General features: G+C 58.8%; 13 protein-coding genes and 3 pseudogenes. 13 read left to right on the top strand and 3 right to left on the bottom strand.

The genetic code is table 11. The features are described from left to right. The first annotated feature begins 145 nt into the window (after positions 1–145). The 6 genes and pseudogenes from AFK24_RS13580 (at position 146) to AFK24_RS29945 (ending at position 5833) form a co-directional block, all read left to right on the top strand. Positions 146–604, top strand: a complete 459-nt coding sequence (locus AFK24_RS13580) for a GNAT family N-acetyltransferase (protein WP_065833690.1) — start codon at positions 146–148, stop codon at positions 602–604. 337 nt (positions 605–941) lie between these two features. After that, positions 942–1589, top strand: coding sequence for a DedA family protein (locus AFK24_RS13575; protein WP_065833689.1), 648 nt, complete (start codon positions 942–944; stop codon positions 1587–1589). 3 nt (positions 1590–1592) lie between these two features. Continuing rightward, positions 1593–2405, top strand: a complete 813-nt coding sequence (locus AFK24_RS13570; RefSeq protein ID WP_065833688.1) for a zinc-dependent peptidase — start codon at positions 1593–1595, stop codon at positions 2403–2405. A 124-nt stretch (positions 2406–2529) separates the two neighbouring features. Further along, positions 2530–3057: an inorganic diphosphatase gene (gene ppa / locus AFK24_RS13565; protein WP_065833687.1), complete on the top strand. Its 528-nt coding sequence runs from the start codon at positions 2530–2532 to the stop codon at positions 3055–3057. 425 nt (positions 3058–3482) lie between these two features. After that, positions 3483–4199 carry a LexA family transcriptional regulator gene (locus tag AFK24_RS13560; protein WP_065833686.1) on the top strand — a complete coding sequence of 239 codons (717 nt, stop codon included), beginning with the start codon at positions 3483–3485 and terminating at the stop codon, positions 4197–4199. A gap of 398 nt (positions 4200–4597) precedes the next feature. Next, positions 4598–5833 (top strand): annotated as a pseudogene (locus AFK24_RS29945) (tyrosine-type recombinase/integrase). A 1204-nt stretch (positions 5834–7037) separates the two neighbouring features. Here AFK24_RS29945 and AFK24_RS13550 read toward each other — a convergent pair. Together AFK24_RS13550 and AFK24_RS13545 are read right to left on the bottom strand one after the other, a co-directional pair. Further along, positions 7038–8417, bottom strand: a complete 1380-nt coding sequence (locus AFK24_RS13550; protein ID WP_065833684.1) for a sensor histidine kinase — start codon at positions 8415–8417, stop codon at positions 7038–7040. After that, positions 8414–9076, bottom strand: a complete 663-nt coding sequence (locus AFK24_RS13545) for a response regulator (protein WP_065833683.1) — start codon at positions 9074–9076, stop codon at positions 8414–8416. The genes AFK24_RS13550 and AFK24_RS13545 overlap by 4 nt, the downstream gene beginning before the upstream one ends. A gap of 147 nt (positions 9077–9223) precedes the next feature. On the opposite strand from AFK24_RS13545, the gene AFK24_RS13540 reads away from it, so the two are divergent. From AFK24_RS13540 to AFK24_RS31880, 7 genes and pseudogenes are all read left to right on the top strand, one after another. After that, positions 9224–9490, top strand: a complete 267-nt coding sequence (locus AFK24_RS13540) for a PepSY domain-containing protein (RefSeq protein WP_015885790.1) — start codon at positions 9224–9226, stop codon at positions 9488–9490. Continuing rightward, positions 9490–10035: a cytochrome b/b6 domain-containing protein gene (locus tag AFK24_RS13535; protein ID WP_065833682.1), complete on the top strand. Its 546-nt coding sequence runs from the start codon at positions 9490–9492 to the stop codon at positions 10033–10035. Before AFK24_RS13540 ends, AFK24_RS13535 begins: the two co-directional genes overlap by 1 nt. Before the next feature lie 22 nt (positions 10036–10057). Continuing rightward, a complete protein-coding gene (locus AFK24_RS13530) occupies positions 10058–11326 on the top strand; it encodes a sialidase family protein (RefSeq protein WP_065833681.1) in 1269 nt (422 codons plus the stop codon). Further along, positions 11326–11910: a hypothetical protein gene (locus AFK24_RS13525; RefSeq protein ID WP_065833680.1), complete on the top strand. Its 585-nt coding sequence runs from the start codon at positions 11326–11328 to the stop codon at positions 11908–11910. Before AFK24_RS13530 ends, AFK24_RS13525 begins: the two co-directional genes overlap by 1 nt. Continuing rightward, positions 11910–13928 (top strand): LTA synthase family protein, encoded by a 2019-nt coding sequence (locus AFK24_RS13520; protein WP_065833679.1) that lies wholly within the window; start codon positions 11910–11912, stop codon positions 13926–13928. The genes AFK24_RS13525 and AFK24_RS13520 overlap by 1 nt, the downstream gene beginning before the upstream one ends. 924 nt (positions 13929–14852) lie before the next feature. Beyond that, positions 14853–15832: pseudogene (locus AFK24_RS13515) on the top strand (integrase domain-containing protein). Positions 15833–15866: 34 nt separating this feature from the next. Next, positions 15867–16178 (top strand): annotated as a pseudogene (locus AFK24_RS31880) (hypothetical protein). A 23-nt stretch (positions 16179–16201) separates the two neighbouring features. On the opposite strand, the gene AFK24_RS13510 reads toward AFK24_RS31880, so the two are convergent. Next, positions 16202–18556, bottom strand: coding sequence for a TonB-dependent siderophore receptor (locus tag AFK24_RS13510; RefSeq protein ID WP_065833678.1), 2355 nt, complete (start codon positions 18554–18556; stop codon positions 16202–16204). Positions 18557–18650: the final 94 nt, after the last annotated feature.

The raw sequence follows: 18650 nt of genomic DNA, 5'->3' as shown, positions 1-18650 counted from the left end.
GGTGTTTTTGGGGCTTCTCGTGATCTGCTTTAATTCAAATCATTAGATTGCGCTTTCTAAAGGCGTTAGGCAGCATCGGCTCAACAACCTGATCGAACCGTTCTTCAAAGTCCCGGCATTAGCCCTTAGTGAAGTTGAGGCCACCATGCGGATTATCAAAGCCACGCTGGATCATCTGGACCTGCTCTGCCCGTTGTTCGTCAAATACCGTGAATTTTACGGCGAACATCCTTTCCCGGACTCCTCACGCAGCTTCCTGGAAAAACGCCTGCGCCGTGACGAGTCAGTGATCTATCTTGCGCTGCCGGACGACGATGACACGAAGCTGCTGGGCTTCTGCCAGCTTTACCCGAGTTACTCTTCGCTATCCCTCAAACGCGTCTGGATCCTCAACGACATCTACGTCGCCGAGGACGCCCGTCGCCAACTGGTTGCCGACCACTTGATGCGCAGCGCAAAAAAAATGGCCAAGGAATCCCAGGCCATCCGCATGCGGGTTTCCACCAGCAGCAACAATGAGGTCGCGCAGAAAGTCTACGAATCCATCGGTTTTCGCGAAGACAAGGAATTCAAGAACTACGTGCTGCCGATCAATGGGGATTGAGTGCCGCGCCGCATCTGTAGGAGGGGATTTGTCCCCGAAGGCGGCCCTGGCGGCGTAAACGTCTGGATAATGTCGGTGACCATTCAATCGCATTCGGGGACAAGTCCCCTCCTACATTGGGGGCTGTGTTTGCTGCGCGACCGTCCGGTGCCTCGCCAACAAGTTGGCTCCTACAGAACTCGGACAAATCCAGTCATACAAATCCGCCACGCCGCCCGACAAGATCGACGCTCCTCGCCCCGTCACGCGTTTCTCCCTCTATAATCGCGCCCTGACTACTCTCAGCAGTTTCTTCCGCACGTGACCCGGCCGTGGGTCAGCTACACAGGCGCCTTACATGGACTTCAACCCGCTCGACCTCATTCTTCACCTGGATGTCTATCTGGACCTCTTGGTCACCAACTACGGCACTTGGGTTTACGCGATTCTATTCCTGGTGATTTTCTGCGAAACCGGCCTGGTGGTAATGCCATTCCTGCCTGGTGACTCGCTGCTGTTTATCGCCGGCGCCGTGGCTGCCGGTGGTGGCATGGACCCGGTGCTGCTGGGCGGGCTGCTGATGTTCGCCGCAATCCTCGGCGACAGCACCAACTACATCATCGGCCGCACCGCCGGGGAACGTCTGTTCAGCAATCCGAAGTCGAAGATCTTCCGCCGGGACTATCTGGAGCGCACCCACGAGTTCTACGAGCGCCATGGCGGCAAGACCGTGACGCTGGCGCGCTTCCTGCCGATCATTCGCACCTTCGCGCCGTTCGTTGCCGGCGTTGGCAAAATGCATTACCCGCGCTTCCTGGGCTTCAGCGTGTTGGGCTCGGTGCTGTGGGTTGGCGGCCTGGTGACTCTCGGCTACTTCTTCGGCAACGTACCGTTCATCAAGAAAAACCTGTCGGTGCTGGTGCTGGCGATCATCCTGCTGTCGCTGCTGCCGATGATTGTGGGTGTGGTCCGAAGCCGCATGGCCCGCTCAGCCGACGCCCGTTAGACGATGTGGTCGTTCAGCCAATGGCGTCGCCGCCGCACGCTGGCAAAAAATCCGGTCGCACCCGAGCTGTGGCAGCGGGTACGACAGCATTTGCCGATTCTCGACGGCCTGACCGCTGCACAGGAAGATCTGTTGCGTGAGAACAGCGTGCTGTTTTTACAGGACAAGCACATCACCACCTTGCCCGGCGTCGAGCTGAATGACGAACAGCGCCTGTTCCTTGCCGCGCAAGCCCAACTGCCGCTGCTCAATCTGGGCGATTTGAACTGGTATCAGGGTTTCCATGAACTGGTGCTTTACCCCGACGATTTCCGCAGCCCGCAACGCCATCGCGATGCAAGCGGCGTCGAGCACGAATGGGACGGCGAACACAGCGGCGAAGCCTGGCAACAAGGCCCGGTGATCCTGGCGTTGCCCGGCGTGTTATCCAGTGGCGACTGGGATGCCTACAATCTGGTTATCCATGAGCTGGCGCACAAACTCGACATGCTCAATGGCGACGCCAACGGTCTGCCGCCCTTGCACAGCGACATGCGGGTCAGCGAGTGGGCGAGCATCATGCAAAGCGCCTACGACGATCTCAATCGACAACTGGATCGCCACCCGCACCTCGAAACCGCCATCGACCCTTACGCAGCGGAAAACCCTGCCGAATTCTTCGCCGTGACCAGCGAATACTTCTTCAGCGCCCCGGATTTGCTGGCCGAGGCTTACCCGGCAGTGTACGAGCAACTCAAGGCGTTCTACCGCCAGGATCCGCTTGCTCGCCTGATTTCGCTGCAACGTGATGAACCTTCGTACAAGACTCAGCACTAAAGGGCTACACGCCTAAAGGCGCAAGGCCACGCATGGCAACACCAACAGAATATGCCTATAATCCGGCCCACTTTTTGGCGTAATCAGCCAAAGCCGTCTGGTCAATCAAAGGGGGCACTGCCCAATGAGCTACAGCAAGATTCCGGCTGGTAAAGACCTGCCGAACGACATCTACGTCGCGATCGAAATTCCGGCCAACCACGCGCCGATCAAATACGAAATCGACAAAGAAACCGATTGCCTGTTCGTTGACCGCTTCATGGCCACGCCGATGTTCTACCCGGCCAACTACGGCTTCATTCCGAACACTCTGGCTGACGACGGCGATCCCCTCGACGTGCTGGTCGTGACGCCTTACCCGGTTTCCCCAGGTTCGGTAATCCGCGCACGTCCAGTGGGCATCCTGCACATGACCGACGACGGCGGCGGCGATGCCAAAGTTATCGCAGTACCACACGACAAGCTGTCCCAGCTGTATGTCGACGTGAAGGAATACACCGATCTGCCAGCACTGCTGCTTGAGCAAATCAAACACTTCTTCGAGAACTACAAAGACCTCGAAAAAGGTAAGTGGGTAAAAATCGAAGGTTGGGGCGACGCAGAAGCCGCCCGTGCCGAGATCATGAAATCGGTAGCCGCCTACAAAGGCTGATAACCCGTTTCAGTGTTTGCGGGATGTCTGGCGACAGACATTCCGCAAGCAACGTTTAAAACCTCGCAATGCCCTCCTCTCCTGACGCTCAACGCCCTTTCTTCACGCCAAAAGCCCACCTGCTCAATGATGCCGCACGCTTTCCGATGCCTGACATTGGACTTGCTGTGGAAACAATCATTTTCAGATAAACATCCACGAGCGCCGCGCGAAGTTTCGACTAAACAATAAACATGGCGCCAAATCCTTTAGCGTCGCGCTAAATATCCAAGGCACTGTTCACCTGCAACGTGATAATTACAGAATATGCCTACATTCCACTGCCAAATCTGTAGTCAGCCCAATACAACCCGGACTGCAAACATCGCGCATTTGAACACCTCGTTTATTTAAACAAGCTCACGAGATACGTAAAATCCATCGCCATGAATACATCTGGTGATCGACTACGCGCCCTCCTGCGGGAGTGCCATCTCTCTGCCACGGACTTCGCCGCCAACCGGAAGGTCACGCCTCAACATGTGAACAACTGGTTCAAACGCGGCATCCCCATGGCGCGTCTGGAAGAGGTGGCTGAACTACTGACCGTCAACGCTCGCTGGCTACGCACGGGCGACGGCCCCAAACACCCGAGTGAACCCGCCAATGAACACAACGGCGGCGATACACCGCTGACCCTTCACCCAGGACGGAGCCTGCCGCGTGGAGACATAGAACTGCCAATATTAAAAGAACAGGAATCGGAAACGGTCATTGCCCAAGCACCAGGGAAAACGATCCGGTTGCCGCTGCACGTGCTGCAAAGCATGAACATTCACCCCGAAAACGCCATCTGCATCGCCATGATCGGCAACAGCATGGCCGAGAAAATCCAGGACGGCTCCCTGATCGGCGTCGACCGCGCCCAGACCCGCGTCATCGACGGAGAAATGTACGCCCTCGAACACAGCGGCATGCTCCGCGTGAAATACCTCTACCGCCTACCCGGCGGCGGCCTGCGCCTGCGCAGCCACAACCACCGCGAATACCCCGACGAACTCTTCACTGCAGAACAGATCGAGCAACAACAGATACGCATCCTGGGCTGGATATTCTGGTGGTCAACCCTGAACGTACGACGCCACGCGCCACCCTTCCGCTGAACGGCGAGGGTCGAAGTGGGTTACAAGGCATTTCAACGCTGGGCAACCGGGATGAACATCAGTATCCTCTGCGCCATCAAAAAGCCCCGCCGGCCCACCCCGCCCCGAGGCCAGGTAACGCGAAACCGCGAAACCACTCCCCATTAGCGCCCACCCGCTGAGCGCAACTGTTAAAGGCGAGTGCGGTTTGCCAAAAACAAACCAAGCTCGTCCTTGAGAAGCCGGCCACAAGCCGGCTTTTTAATGTCTTTTTGAAAGCCACCCTCTTCTACTTAAAATCGCGAGAACCTTACTAGATCAAGGGTTTCAGCCTACTTTTGTTCCTGTGACGTCCGTTTTCATCCATCGTCTTCCACAGCCAAGTGGGGGATCAAGTGGGGGACCAGAGGGCCGAAAAGATGGGCAAGCTGACCGCAAAGTATGTCGAAAATGTGATCGAGCCAGGCACCTACGAAGACGGTGAAGGGCTGCGCCTTATTGTCAAAGCTACGGGGCGAAAAACTGGGTGCTGCGGTTTCAGCTACACGGCAAACGACGAGAGATGGGATTGGGTGGCTACCCCAGCTCGATCTAAAAAAGGCCCGCACGGCCGCCTACGAAAATAAAGTCCAGATCTTCAAAGGCACTGACCCACTCGCAAAACGACAGGCTGAACAAGCCGCTCAGCGTGAAGCTGAACGCCGAGAACTGGCGCAGCTGATTACCTTTGAGAAACTGGCCACCGACTATCGAGATGCCCATGGTTCGAGCTGGTCGGAGAAATGGCGCAAGGGCTGGCTGAGGAAACTCGAACTCTATGCTTTCCCTACGATAGGGAAGTTGTCAGCCGACCAGGTCGAGACCAAACACCTGATCAAGGCACTGCAACCACTTTGGACGACCAAAACGCGGACGGCTGACGAAGTACGTGGGCAAATCGAACAAATCCTGGATGCCGCCAGAGCCCGAGGTCTCAGGACTGGAGAGAATCCGGTACGCTGGCGCGGCCATCTGGAAAACCTGCTGAGCCGGCATGAGAAGAAGAAAGCTCGTAAACGCCAGCATCATCCTGCGCTGAAATGGCAGGATCTGCCGAAGCTCATGGAAGCCTTACGCAAGGATCCCTGCCACGCTTCTGTCGCGGCTCAGTTACTGATTCTAACCGGCGCTCGCATATGGTCCGATTCGCACGCTGGGATGAGTTTGACTTGGAATCGGGTCGATGGTCTCTGCCTGATGAGCGCATGAAAACTCGGCAAGCGTTCGCGATCCCCCTGGCCCCAGAGGTGGGCTCACTTCTGAAGGGCCTTCCAAAAATCAACACCAAAAGTCCCTACGTTTTCCCCGGCCACGGCCGAAGCGGCGTGATACACGCTAATGGCATTCGCAGTTTGCTTCATGCATTGGGTTATGAGCACATCACTCGTCATGGGTTTCGCTCAACCTTCCGGGATTGGGCAGGTGAAAAGACTCCTTTCCCAAGAGATATCTGCGAGCTTGCGCTGGCCCACGACGAGCGCGGGGAAACGGAAAGCGCATACTCTCGATCAAACTTTTTTGATAAGCGACGGGAGTTCATGCACGCATGGGCCATCTACGCCACATCCACACCTGAACACGCGGATGAGACCCAACGCGAAACATCAGGAGAATGATGAGACGGCGACCGCTGAATGCCTCGGACCTTGGAGCGGATTAATCAACGCGACAATCCCGCAACCGCGGCGCAACCAACATCGATGTAGGACTACGAGGCCTCTGGTTACCGATTTTAAAGCCGGGTCCCTTTAAGCAGGGATGCGTAGCATCCCTGCTTAAAGGGACCTCACTTAAAAAATCTAAACCCCACGCATCTGTCTGTGAAAAACCACTGATTGCCACCTGTGGATAATTTCATCCACCGCCGCAGGATTTCCGTAAATTCGAGCCTTGACCCAAATTATCCACAGGCGTAGAAAAGATCGGGCAAAGCGCTGTCGTTGACAGCAACCCAGGTAGCCATAACCTTTAAGGCTACGCCACTTGCGTGGTGGTTCTCCCGAAGTGCGATTAGCGTCCGGCGGCTCGCACGGTCACTCCCCAAGAGTGATGGATGCCTACTCGACTTATCTGTCCACTGCGGCAGACGATGGACCTACCTCGCTGCGTTGCAGCAACCTCACCTTTCGGCACACCTCGTTGCGCCAGACCACGCCCGTCTCTTTCTTCTGGAAAGAGACGGGCGCTCGTACCATTGCTGCAAGCCACGTCGTACAAGGCATCGCCGCAACTCACCTCGTGACAATCGACCTGACAAACCCGATTCGTCGCCATCCGCAACGACTCAGGCACCGGTGCCGCAGCCTATGGAAAGGCTGTACCTGACTGACAGTCAGGCATGCCCCAGGTGTCCATGTCACTGCCTTCTCCCACTCAGGATCTCCAGGTGCCGAACTCGTCAGTCGGCACAGCCTCCGCCCGCATTTTCGGATGCGCCAAGGAGGCCAGACTCATGGGTTCATGCCCTCGCTCCCGGTCGTAAGGAGCCGTACGTTCCGCGTCAGTGAGCACCTCACAGGCCGCAGGGACCTTGATCCCTGATAACATCAACAGCCGCGGCGGGACTACGTGAGGACAGCCAGCAATCACTGAGGAGAGGGCCCATGCAGCAGTTAGATTCGAAGCTTGAACTATCACGATCCCCTCGACCGTTAATCGAGTCGAATCCTACACATCATTTGAACTGGTAGCACAAGATATTCTATCTATTAGATATTTTTGGCGGGGTTTTTGTTTGGCATACAGGTGGGCATACAGATTCTGACATTCGGACCTTAGGTTTTCATTATGACAGATGTGTTGCTCGGATTTGTGAGGGAGTTATAGGATGCTATTGGTCTGGTTTAGACTGAGTTCTGCACATACGCCACCGCTTGCTAGATTATGGATGTGTAAGGTACCGCCAATTTTACAAGTTACCATCTGTACTATGGCTAATCCTAAGCCCGCGCCATTGGCATTGCCTCGGCTATAAAATCGCTCAAACAGTCTTGCCAGTTCCCCTTCCTCTATTCCCGGCCCGGCGTCTTCAACCCTCAAGCAGGCCATGCCCCGCTCGTCCTTACGCACCACTACAGTTACCTCTCTCCCTGAGGAAGAAAAGTTGAGGGCATTGGTCACCAAGTTCTGCAGTGCAATAGCTAACGCTACCGGCTCGGTTTCTACCCAGCACTCTTCGTCCCCTTCCAGCACCAGTTCCACGCCTTTTTCCATGGCCAGTGGCGTCAATTCGGCCAATTCTTCCCGTACCAATTCGGTAAGTTGCACGCGGCTGCGCACAGGGTTATTCAATTGCGGCTCGATACGCGCCATGGTCAGCAACTGGCTGCCGATGCGGGTGGCGCGGTCGACACCGCTTACCAGAAATTCCAACGCCTCGCGTCGTTGCTCCACTGTCTCCGCGCTTTGGGCGTTTTGCGCATGGATACGCAGGATCGCCAGGGGTGTGCGCAGTTCGTGGGCGGCGTCGGCGATGAACCGGCGTTCGCGTTCCAACAGCTCGTCCACCTGCACCAACAGCCGGTTGAGCGCGGTTTGCATGGGTTCCAGGTCGGTGGGCAGCGGTTTGAGGTGCAGCGGTTGCAAGGTGTCGGAGTTGCGTCCGCGAATCGACAGCGCCATGGCGCGCAGGGGTTTGAGGCCCCAACCGATGCACAGCCAGATCAACACCGTCAGCAGCGGCACGCCGATCAGGGTCGGCCAGAGGGTGTGGCGCATGATGCGTTGGATCACGTCCTGGCGGATGTCGTCGCGCTCGCCCACCCAAATCAGCAGGCCCTGTTGCGGGTCGGCGAGGAGGAAGGCGCACCAGTCGTTGCCGTTGTCCATGATGTCGTGGGAGCCAAGGGTCGCGGGCGGTGCGGCCAGCACCGGCGCTTCGGCTGAGCGTACGAGTAGCTGGCCGTCGCTGCGCCACACCTGGAAAGTCAGGCGGGTTTCATAGGGATGAGCCACGCCCTCTTCGCCCACGCGGCTCATGGCCTGGTCAAACGCCTGGTACAAACGGTCCCAATCCGCCTCGCCGGGGTCGCGCTGGCGCAGTACGCCTTGCAGCAGGCGCGCGCTTTGGGCGAGTTGGGCGTCGTAGACTTCTTCGATTTCGTGGTGACTGTCGCGCAGCACCAGCCAACTGATCAGGGCGTCGCCGAGCAGGATCAACACCAGCACCGGCACGAGGATGCGCGCGCGTACGGAGGTCATGGCTTGAGCACCAGCACATAGCCAACGCCGCGCACTGTGCGGATCAGCTCGGTAGATAACTTTTTACGCAGGTTGTGGATCAACACTTCCAAGGTGTTGCTCTCTACGCGGTCCTGCCAGCCATACAGCGCGCGGGACAGGCGCTCGCGGGTTACCACTTTGCCAGGGCGCACCATCAGTTGGTGCAGCAGCTGGTACTCCATGGGGGTGACGATGATGTCCTCATTCAGGTAACGCACCTGCTGGGTGGCGGGGTCGAGGCTGGCGCCGGCGTGTTCGAGCATCGGTTGCGCGCGGCCCTGGCTGCGGCGCAACAGGGCGCGCACGCGGGCCTTGAGCTCTTCGACGTCGAAGGGTTTGACCAGGTAGTCGTCGGCGCCGGCGTCTAGTCCGGCGATGCGCTCGGCGGTGCCGTCGCGGGCGGTGAGGATCAGCACCGGAAGATCGTGTTGCTCGGCGCGCAGTTGCTGCAACAGGTCGAGGCCGTCGAGGCGGGGCAGGCCGAGGTCGAGCAGCAGTAAATCGAAGCTCTCCGTGCGCACCGCATGCAGCGCCGCAACGCCATCCTGCAGCCAATCCAGGGTGTAGCCCTCGGCGCCCAAGGCCACGCGAATTCCCTGGCCGAGGGCACGGTCATCTTCGACAAGGAGTAGGCGCATAGCAAAATCTCTGTAGGGATCGGCGGCATCATGCCGGGTTCTGGCCGGGGTTATTTCAACAAAGATGTTACGGCTCGTTGCCAACTAAGGTTGCCCTAAGGTTGGTTTTGCACTGTGAAATCTCCCAAATTTGCTGAGAGCTTTTTCATGCGCAAAATTCTCCTGCTGTCCCTGATCCTCGCCAGCCCCCTGGCCGTCGCCGGCCCGCAATGCACCACCGCCGAGCGCTCGCAATGGCAAGACGAAAAAGCCTTCCAGGACAAGCTCAAGGCCGAGGGCTACACCATCAGCAAGTTCAAGGTCACCGACGGCAACTGCTACGAGATCTACGGGTTCGACAAGGACAAGCGCAAGGTCGAGATCTACCACGACCCGGTCACCGGCAAGGCCGTGAAGACTGAGATCAAAGGCTGATGCCAGGCGAATCCCTGCGCCTGTGGGACCCGTTGGTGAGGCTGTTCCATGCTTCCGTCGCCGGGGTCTTCGTCGCCAATTACTTCTTCAACGAAGCAGGCGACGACTGGCATGTCTGGTTGGGTTATTACGCCATGGCCTGGCTGCTGGTGCGAACGGTGTGGGGATTTGTCGGACCGTGCAGTGCACGGTGGGCAGACTTTTGGCCTACGCCAAAAAGGCTGAATGCCCACGTGCGCTCGCTGCTCAAGGGTAAGCCGCAACACCGCTTGGGGCATTCGCCGATTGGCGCGCTGGTGATGCTGTTGATGTTGCTGGCGTTACTCACCATCGGCGTGAGCGGCTTTTTGATGCAGGAAGTCGATGCCCTCTGGGGCGTCGATTGGCCGCTGCAAGTCCACGACACCGCCGCCAATGCGCTGCTTGGCCTGGTGTGCCTGCATGTGCTGGCTGCCGTGTTTGAAAGTATCCAGGTGCGGGACAACCTGCCGTTATCCATGCTCACCGGTCGCAGGAAGCGCCTGCCGGATGAACGTGCGCAGTAATCCTTTTACCAATAGGTTCCCTATGCGCTCCGCCTTATTGATTTGCAGCCTGCTGGCAGTGTTTTTCGCCGCCTGGCAAAGCCATCCGCCCCATGTGCTGGCGCCGTTTGCCCAGGTCAGCCCGAACACCGTAAAAGTGGCGGCGCCGGCGCAGTACAGCAGCCGGTTCGTGTCCACCCAGCTCACCGACTTTGTGCACTCCTCGTCCGTTACCGCCCTGCCCGGCGGCGACTTGATGGCGGTGTGGTTTGCCGGATCGCGCGAAGGCGCCGCTGATGTGCAGGTGCGCACGGCGCGATTTGATGCACGCAGCGGCGAATGGGGCGCGGAACAGGTGCTGGCCACGCGGGAAAGCACCCGCGACGGTACCCAGCGTTATATCCGCAAGCTCGGCAACCCGGTGATTGCCCTGGCGCCGGATAAACGCCTGTGGATGTTTTATGTGTCGGTGTCAGTGGGCGGCTGGGCCACCAGTGCGATCAATGTGATGGTGTCGGATGACTTTGGAGCCGGTTGGACGGCCCCTCGGCAACTGGTGACCTCGCCGTTCTTTAATATCAGCACCCTGGTGCGCGCCGCGCCGGTGTTCCATGCCGATGGCTCCATCGGCCTGCCGGTGTACCACGAGTTCATGGGCAAGTTTGCCGAGTACCTGTACTTGAGCGCCGACGGGGCGGTGATCGACAAATTCCGTATCAGCCGCGGCAAAAATTCCCTGCAACCGACCATCGTGCCCCTCGACGGCCAACGCGCCGTGGCGATGTTGCGCTATGCCGGCGACACCCTTCACCGCGTGCTGGCCAGCCGCACTGAAGACGCCGGGCAAACCTGGAGCCAGCCGTACCCGTTGGAACCGTCCAACCCTAACTCGTCGCTGGCGGCGGTGGGCACGGTGGACGATGGGTTGCTGGTGGCGCTCAATGACCTGCAGGACGGCCGCTTCAAGCTCAGCCTCTATGGCACTGACGCCCAGCTCAGCCAGTGGCGCACTGTGGTGCAACTGGACGAATCGCCGGACCCGCTCGGCCAACCGTTTGCCCCCGAGGTTTATAAAGAGATCATCGGCGAAGGCTTTCGCGCCTCCAGCGGTGCGCAGCGTTTACCGCTGGAGCAACGTTTTCTCAGCAGCCTCGACTACCGCGTGTGCAAACCCCGTGGCTGCGATTTCGAATACGAGTACCCGTACTTCAGCCGCAGCCCGGACGGCATGTACCACCTGGTGTACTCGTGGAATAACACTTTTATCAAACATGTCAGCTTCAACGAAGCCTGGCTGGCGGAGCGTCTGTGATGGTTTCGCTGTGGCAGGCGCATTTGAGTTTTGTGCTGTTGGGGTTTGTGCTGTTAAGCACATTTCGATTTACCGCCCGGTGGCGACCGTGGTTGCTGCCAGTCCTGGTGGCGGTGAGCGTTATCCCGGTAAATGAGCTGCCATTGGCGGCCTATGTACGCAGTTTTACCGATGATTTGGCGATCAGCACGTTGGTGTTGTTGGGGTGGGTCGCGCTGAGCCGTCTGGGCTTGGTGCAGCCGCTGGCTCGACCGCATCAGGTGCAGATGTTGCTGCTGTTTGGTCTGCTGAGCCTGGTGCTCTACCCAGCCACGTTAGGCCTGACCTATTTCGACCCCTACCGCTGGGGCTTCAACCCTCGACCGATGATTGTGCTGGTCGCGGTGGCGGCGCTGTTGATGCTGTGGCTGCGCAATGCACTGGCGGTGTGGATGTTGGTGATCGGCACGCTGGCGTTCGCATTGCGGCTCAAGGCGTCGGAGAACTATTGGGACTATCTGGTTGATCCGCTCTTGGCAGGCTACTGCGTAGTCGCTGGATTAATGCAAGTCAAACTGTGCTGCTTTAGAGAATGGAAAAATTGATGAGTGCGTTGCAATCACGTCGCCTGCGCTACGGCATGGGCGCGATCGGGTTGGTGTTTGTGGTGCTGGCCGTGTTGCGACTGGTGTTTGTGCTGGGTTTTTCCGGCCTTGATTTTACCACCCCGGCGCTGCTGGAAACCCTCGGCATCGGCCTGCGTTTCGACCTGCGCCTGGCGGTGTTGCTGCTGCTGCCGCTGGCCGTGCTGGCATGGCTGCCGCGCTGGAACCTCACCACGCTGCCAGCCCTGCGCTGGCTGGCGCGTGCCTATCTGGTGGTAGCACTGGCGATGATCGGCCTGGTGTACATCATCGACTTCGGCCATTACGCCTACCTCGGCGTGCGCATCAATGCGACGGTGCTGCGCTACCTGCAAGACGCACAGATTTCACAACAGATGGTGTGGGAAACCTACCCGGTGCTGTGGATAACCGCCTGCTGGCTGGCAGCGGTGGCGTTGTGGGTATGGGCGTTGATCTGCCTGGAGCGCCTGACCCTGGACCGCGCGCCAGCCCCCATCAATCGATGGGCGGTGACGTCAGTCTCAGTGGTTGGCGTTGTCGCCGTGCTGTTGGCTTTGCTCGGCCGCGTTGCCCATCTCAACCTGGAAAACCCGGTGCCCCTGCGCTGGAGTGATGCGTTCTTTTCCGGCAACAGCCAGGTGGCCGCCGTGGGCCTGAACCCAGTGCTGTTTTTGTATGACACGCTCAAGGTCGGCCAATCGCAATTCGATGAGGCCAGGGTGCGCGAGCACTACCCACAAGTCGCCACGTACCTGGGGGTTGAGCAACCCGACGCCCTGGCACTGGATTTCATCCGTAAACAAGGCGTGCAGCCTTATCGCCTGGTCGGCGAGCGCCCGCCGAATGTGATCTTCGTGATGCTCGAATCCCTCGGCACCAGCGCCGTCGGGGCCTACGGCAACCCGCTCAACCCCACGCCGAACCTGGACAAACTGGCCACACAAAGCTGGTTCTTCAAGCACTTCTACGTGCCCGTCACCGGCACCGCCAAAACCGTGTGGGCCAGCATCACCGGCGTGCCGGACGTGACCCGCCAGGATACCGCCACGCGCAACCCGCTGATCACACGGCAGCACACGTTGATCAACGCGTTCGAGGGCTACCAGAAGTTCTACATGATCGGCGGCAACGCTGGCTGGGCGAATATCAACGCGCTGATCCGACAGAGTATCGACGGCGTGCAGCTTTATGATGAAAGCCACTGGCGCTCGCCCCGGGTGGATGTGTGGGGCGTCTCCGACCTGGACCTGTTCAAGGAAGGCGATCAACTGCTGCGCGGTGTGCCCAAGGAGCAGCCGTTTTTTGCCTACCTGCAAACCTCGGGCAACCATCGGCCGTTCACCATTCCCAAGCAAAACGACGGCTTCCGGGTAAAGGAAGTGACGCTGGAGCAAGTCCAGGCCGCCGGCTCGCGCAGTGTCGAGCAATACAACGCCGTACGCCTGCTTGATTACAACATCGGGCGCCTGATGGAAATCGCCAAGGCGGGCGGCTATTACGACAACAGCATTTTTGTGTTCTTCGGAGACCACAACACGCGTATCAGCCAGATCCCGTACATGGCCCCGGCTTTCGAACAACTGGGTCTGGAAAGCAACAACGTGCCGCTGCTGATCCATGCGCCCGGTCTGCAACCACGGGTGATCGAAGAGGCCGTCGGTCTCGTGGACCTGCTGCCTACCGTGGCTGGCATAGCGGGCATACCGTTCAGAAATGGCGCAATGGGTCGGGATATCCAGCAGCCGGCACCAGAAGGCGAGCGCGTGGTGCCGCTGATACTGCGCGAGGGCATGTTCCCAATTATCGGAGGTGTTACCAAGGACTTCCTACTGCAGATGCAGCACGACGGTAGTTCGCCGACCCTACATGATTTGGCATCACCCACGCCGCGTGACAATGTGGCCGCGCAATATCCTGAGGAGTTTCGCCGCTTGAATGGGTTGACCCGGGGACTGCATGAAACTGCTCGGCTGATGCTCTATCGCAATATTCCATAACGATCCGGTTCTCACGCTAAATGACTGTTTTATACCTGTAGGCGACATTTGCTATTGAATGTTGACGATGTGCGCTGATCAACTTTCGTTTAGCCGCCGCATTCCGGCCAGCAAGTTTTGATGCTTGAGGCTCTAATTGACGTTTGAGATTTTGCTTTTTCCGCCAAACCCTCCGATCCAGCGATCTTTGATCGCGCCGATCGGAGGGTTCACTCGTTTTTTCTCGAAGCCAACTCGTTCCACCCTTCCATTTCAAATCTGATTAGCTCCACGTCTTCTTTTACCCGAGTAATTGACCACGATCTCTATCGAGCGCAACGCAGTCTCAGCGTCAGAGCGGAGTTTGTCGTGGGGCTATGGTTAGAGAGAGGGCGACAGCGGCGACAACCCAGGCAGAACGGGGCCTGGAGCATGGCGACAAATGTGGCGACAGTCGCCACTTTTTGCACGCTTTGTCCTTGATGTTTGACCACCTTTTCGAGTGGGTATAAAAATTGGTGCACGGATCGCTGTCGTTGACACCACCTGCCCAAGTAGCCAGAACCTTCAAGGCTACGCCACTTGCGTGGTGGTTCTCCCGAAGTGCGATTAGCGTCCGGCGGCTCGCACGATCACTCCCCAGGAGTGATGGATGCCTACTCGACTGATCTGCCCACTGCGGCAGACGATGGACCTACCTCGCTGCGCTGCAGCAACCTCACCTCTTGGCACACTTCGCTGCGCCAATCCGCGCCCACGTCTTCGGAAGTGCTCAGGAGGCCAGATCATGAGATGCCCAAGCTCCCGGTCGTAAAGAGCCGTCAGTCCCGCGTTAGTGGACACCCCCACAGGTCGCAGGGGCCTTGATCCCTGATAACACTCAACATTCGTGGCGGGATGACGTGGGGATGGCTTTAAAAATTTGGCTTCGAGAGGAGTTTGATCATGGCACTGGTGGCTAGGCGAGAAGGGCGAAATTTTGGCTATAGTCGGCAACTGAGCTATGCCGGACCGCAGGCGTTGCGCGATCTATTTGGCGGCGGGCATTACGGCACGGTCAAGGCGCACAGTGATCGGTGGCAGGCGTTTGTACGCTGGTGTCGTTCGGAGGATGGACCAGGATTTAACGATTCGCGGCGAATTGATCTGCAGACTTTGCTGGACTATGCCGGGCACTTGCGTCAAAAAGTTGAGCAGGGTGAGCTAACCATCGCCACCGCGCTAAACCGGTTGTCCAGCGTGAACCGGACCATGGCTGCGCTTCGCGGTGATCAATATGTGAAAGTGCCGAGTCCGAGTAAGGCGCGAGGAATGCGGCGCACCAGCGTTCGTCGTTCGGTGCCGCAAGGCCAAAACCGTGACCAGGTGAAGCGGATCGTGGAGGTGCTTTGCGCACACCAGCAGCCGCGCGCCGCGGCCATCGCTCAGTTAGCGCGAGCCACTGGCATGCGTCTGCGCGAAGCGATTCTGGCCGACCTACCGCGACTCAAGCGTGAAGCCAAATACCACGACAAGATCAACATCCAGGATGGCACCAAAGGTGGCCGTTCAGGTGCGTCAGCACCTCGCTGGATTACGGTAGATGATCATATTCGTGAAGCTCTGAGGTTTGCCGAACAGGTTTCGCCCAATGGTGGCCGCAACCTGCTGGCACCGAACGAAAGCTACCTCGATTTCTTGCAGGGGATCGTCCGCCCCGCCCGAGATATCCTCCATACGCACAATCTCAAAGGCTTCCACGAATTGCGGGCGGCGTATGCGTGCGAACGCTATGAGCAAATCACCCATCATCCCGCGCCGATCAACAACGGCAAGTGCTACCAGATAGACCGAGCGCTCGATCAAAAAGCCCGAAGGCAGGTTAGCTATGAGCTGGGGCATGGCCGTATCGACCTAGTAGCGCGTACATCGGGGGTCGACCATGACCATGCCTTCTATATTGATCTGTTCCTGGCGGGCATGCTGACCGGTTCGCATGCCACACGCCAACGCCACCTCCGCCAGGCGAAGGCTATCCAACAGCAATCGCTGAGCGCTGGCAACGGGACACACCGTAGGCGTGGCAAAGAAAACACCTTACTTGGTTTCTCAATCACCACCTGAACCGGCGCCGTGCAGCGACGCTACTATTACTATTCGCTGACCGTGCAATTGCTCACTCATCGATTAGGGTGTTCGACCGCTAAGCGAGGTGAGAGAACGGCCAGATCCGTTCAAACACGCCAACAACTTCCGACCGTTTCGCACTCAGCTTCCACACTGCGTGCGTAGCGCCTCAAACCGCCTGTGGGCTATCACCACTTATACGTAATCGAACCAATCAAGCTACGCTCATCGCCATACCGGCACGTGGTATTGCAGTACAGATACTTCCTATCAAACAGGTTCTGCGCTTTAGCCTGTAGTTGCCAATTGCTGTCCACATCATAACTAACCAGCGCATCTACCAGAGTGTAAGCCGGAATCTTCCCCTCATAAACACTCGGTGTAGTCCGCGTAGTCCCTGTGTACCGGGCGCCAGCCCCCACGCGCAAGCGCTCCAGGCCGAGGCTCGCCAGGCGGTAGCTGGCCCACAGGCTGGCGGTGTTGTAGGGCACGCCCTCGATGCGTTTGCCTACGTTGCTCGCGGTTTGGTCTTCCAGTACGTGGGTATCGGTGTAGGCGTAGCCGGCACTGAGTTGAAGGTTCTCAGTGAGGTTGCTCTTGGCTTCGAGCTCCAGGCCTTTGGAGCGGGTCTTGCCGTATTGCACGTAGGTGTTGGTGAGGCTGTCGAGGCTCAGGGAGTTGTCCTGGTCGAGCTGGTAGACGGCGGCGCTGAGCAGGGTGTCGGTGCCGGGCGGCTGGTAGCGCAGGCCAATTTCGTATTGTTCGCCTTCCAAAGGGGCAAAGGCGTTGCCGAAGGCCGGGTTGCTGACGCTGGCAGGCTGGAATGATTGGCTGTAGCTGATGTAGGGCGCCAGGCCGTTGTCGGCGAGGTAGACCAGGCCTACACGGCCGGTGGCTTTTTTGTCGTTGCGGGTGGCGCGGGCGTCGGTGGCGAAGGTGGTGGTGACGCTCTCGGCCCAGTCCTGACGGCCGCCGAGCAGCAGTACCCATTTGTCGTCGAAGGTAATCTGGTCTTGCAGGTAGATGCCGGCCTGGCTGCTGTGCAGGTCACTGCCGCTGTCGGCGGCGGTGTTGGCGCCGACGCCGGTGTATTTTGGGTTGGCGAGGTTCAGCGACGGCGCCAGTTGGGCCTGGGTCGAGCTGATGAAGCGGTGTGAATCGTAGGTCTTGTGGTAGTAGTCCACGCCCAGCACCAGGTCGTGCTGCCAGCGCCCGCTGTCGAAAGTGAAGTTGAGGTTGTTGTCGCTGGTCCAGCCGGTGGAGCGCTCTTCGCGGGCGCTGTAGCGGCGCAGCAGTCGGCTGCCGCTGACCGACACGGGAATCAGGTAGTCCCAATTAGTATTGGCCTGGAAGTAACGCAGACTGTGGTTGACGGTGAGGTTGTCGTTGAAGCGGTGCTCGAAGAGGTAGCCGAGTGTGTCCATGCGGTTGGTGAAGTGGTCGTAGCCGGGTTCGCCCACGAACTGGTTGCGGCCGATCTTGTAGCCGGCGGTGTTGCTGTACCTGCTGAGTGCATAGCTCATCGGCGGCGAGAAACCGGTATAGGTGTCCTGGTGGCTGGCGAGGACGGTCAGCGAGGTATCGTCGTCGGGTTTCCAGGTCACGGCCGGGGCGACGTAGCGACGATCATCGTCGACGTGGTCAACCTGGGTGCCGCTGTCGCGCCACAGGCCGGTCAGGCGGTAGCTGAACTGGCCCTGGTCATCCAGCGGGCCGCCGAGGTCGATGGTGTACTGGCGGCGGTCGTAGTTGCCCAGTTCCAGGCCGATTTCGTGCAGCGGCGTATCGGTAGGACGCTTGCTCACGGTATTAATCATGCCGCCTGGCGAGAGCTGGCCATACAGCACGGACGAGGCGCCCTTGAGCACCTCGACGCGCTCCAGGCCATAGGCTTCGACACTGCCGTCGTAGGGGTTCGATTGCAGTTTCATGCCATCGCGCAGGATACCCCCGGTACCGGCACCGACGTTGAAGCCGCGCAGGGTGTAGTCATCGGCGGTGCGACTGAAACTGGCGGGCTGGCTGCTGAACCCGGGGGTGTACTTGAGCGCGTCGGAGAGGTTGTCGCTTTTGCGCGCGTTGAGTTCTTCGCGGGTCACTACCGACACGGATTGTGGGATTTTTACCAGTTCCGTGCGGGTTTTTGTGCCGACCGAGGAACGTTGAGCCACATAGCCGACGTCGGCGGTTTCTCCGCCCTGGCGGATTGCATCAATGTTGATGGCGTCCAGGGTCAGGCCGTCGCCGGTTCGTTGCACGCTCAAGGCACCGCTTGTGGTGACCATCACACTCAGGCCGGTGCCCGCCAGGCTCAGGCGTACCGCTTCACTCGCACTCAGGTGCCCTCGCACCGCCGGCGCCTGGCGACCTGCCACATCCGCCGGGATAAACAGCACTTGCTGGCCACTCACCTGGCCAATGCCGATCAGTGTATTACCCACAGCGCCGGCGGGCAGGTTGAAGTCATAGGCGGTTTCGGCCGCCTGCAGGGTAAAGCTGGCCAAGCAGCCGGCAAACAGCGGCGAAAGGAGGTTGGGATGCATGAGCGGGCTCGCAGAAGTACGGAAACGAGTGCGCGGAATACGCGCGTCTATCAGGTATGTGACGCGAGTCCCGGAAATTTTCAGGGGTGTCAGG

The sequence above is a fragment of the Pseudomonas syringae genome (genome assembly GCF_001698815.1).
Lineage (GTDB): Bacteria > Pseudomonadota > Gammaproteobacteria > Pseudomonadales > Pseudomonadaceae > Aquipseudomonas > Aquipseudomonas syringae_A.
Note: the sequence above shows the minus strand (reverse complement) of the source record. Positions and strands in the feature narration are given on the sequence as shown.

Bases quoted from the DNA above. Each gene is read 5' to 3' on its own strand.
- AFK24_RS13570 (WP_065833688.1), top strand. From the start codon at position 1,593: ATGTGGTCGTTCAGCCAATGGCGTCGCCGCCGCACGCTGGCAAAAAAT.
- AFK24_RS13535 (WP_065833682.1), top strand. From the start codon at position 9,490: ATGCCAGGCGAATCCCTGCGCCTGTGGGACCCGTTGGTGAGGCTGTTC.
- AFK24_RS13510 (WP_065833678.1), bottom strand. From the start codon at position 18,556: ATGCATCCCAACCTCCTTTCGCCGCTGTTTGCCGGCTGCTTGGCCAGC.
- AFK24_RS13540 (WP_015885790.1), top strand. From the start codon at position 9,224: ATGCGCAAAATTCTCCTGCTGTCCCTGATCCTCGCCAGCCCCCTGGCC.
- AFK24_RS13580 (WP_065833690.1), top strand. From the start codon at position 146: ATGCGGATTATCAAAGCCACGCTGGATCATCTGGACCTGCTCTGCCCG.
- AFK24_RS13575 (WP_065833689.1), top strand. From the start codon at position 942: ATGGACTTCAACCCGCTCGACCTCATTCTTCACCTGGATGTCTATCTG.
- AFK24_RS13560 (WP_065833686.1), top strand. From the start codon at position 3,483: ATGAATACATCTGGTGATCGACTACGCGCCCTCCTGCGGGAGTGCCAT.
- AFK24_RS13520 (WP_065833679.1), top strand. From the start codon at position 11,910: ATGAGTGCGTTGCAATCACGTCGCCTGCGCTACGGCATGGGCGCGATC.
- AFK24_RS13525 (WP_065833680.1), top strand. From the start codon at position 11,326: ATGGTTTCGCTGTGGCAGGCGCATTTGAGTTTTGTGCTGTTGGGGTTT.
- AFK24_RS13530 (WP_065833681.1), top strand. From the start codon at position 10,058: ATGCGCTCCGCCTTATTGATTTGCAGCCTGCTGGCAGTGTTTTTCGCC.
- AFK24_RS13550 (WP_065833684.1), bottom strand. From the start codon at position 8,417: ATGACCTCCGTACGCGCGCGCATCCTCGTGCCGGTGCTGGTGTTGATC.
- AFK24_RS13545 (WP_065833683.1), bottom strand. From the start codon at position 9,076: ATGCGCCTACTCCTTGTCGAAGATGACCGTGCCCTCGGCCAGGGAATT.
- ppa (WP_065833687.1), top strand. From the start codon at position 2,530: ATGAGCTACAGCAAGATTCCGGCTGGTAAAGACCTGCCGAACGACATC.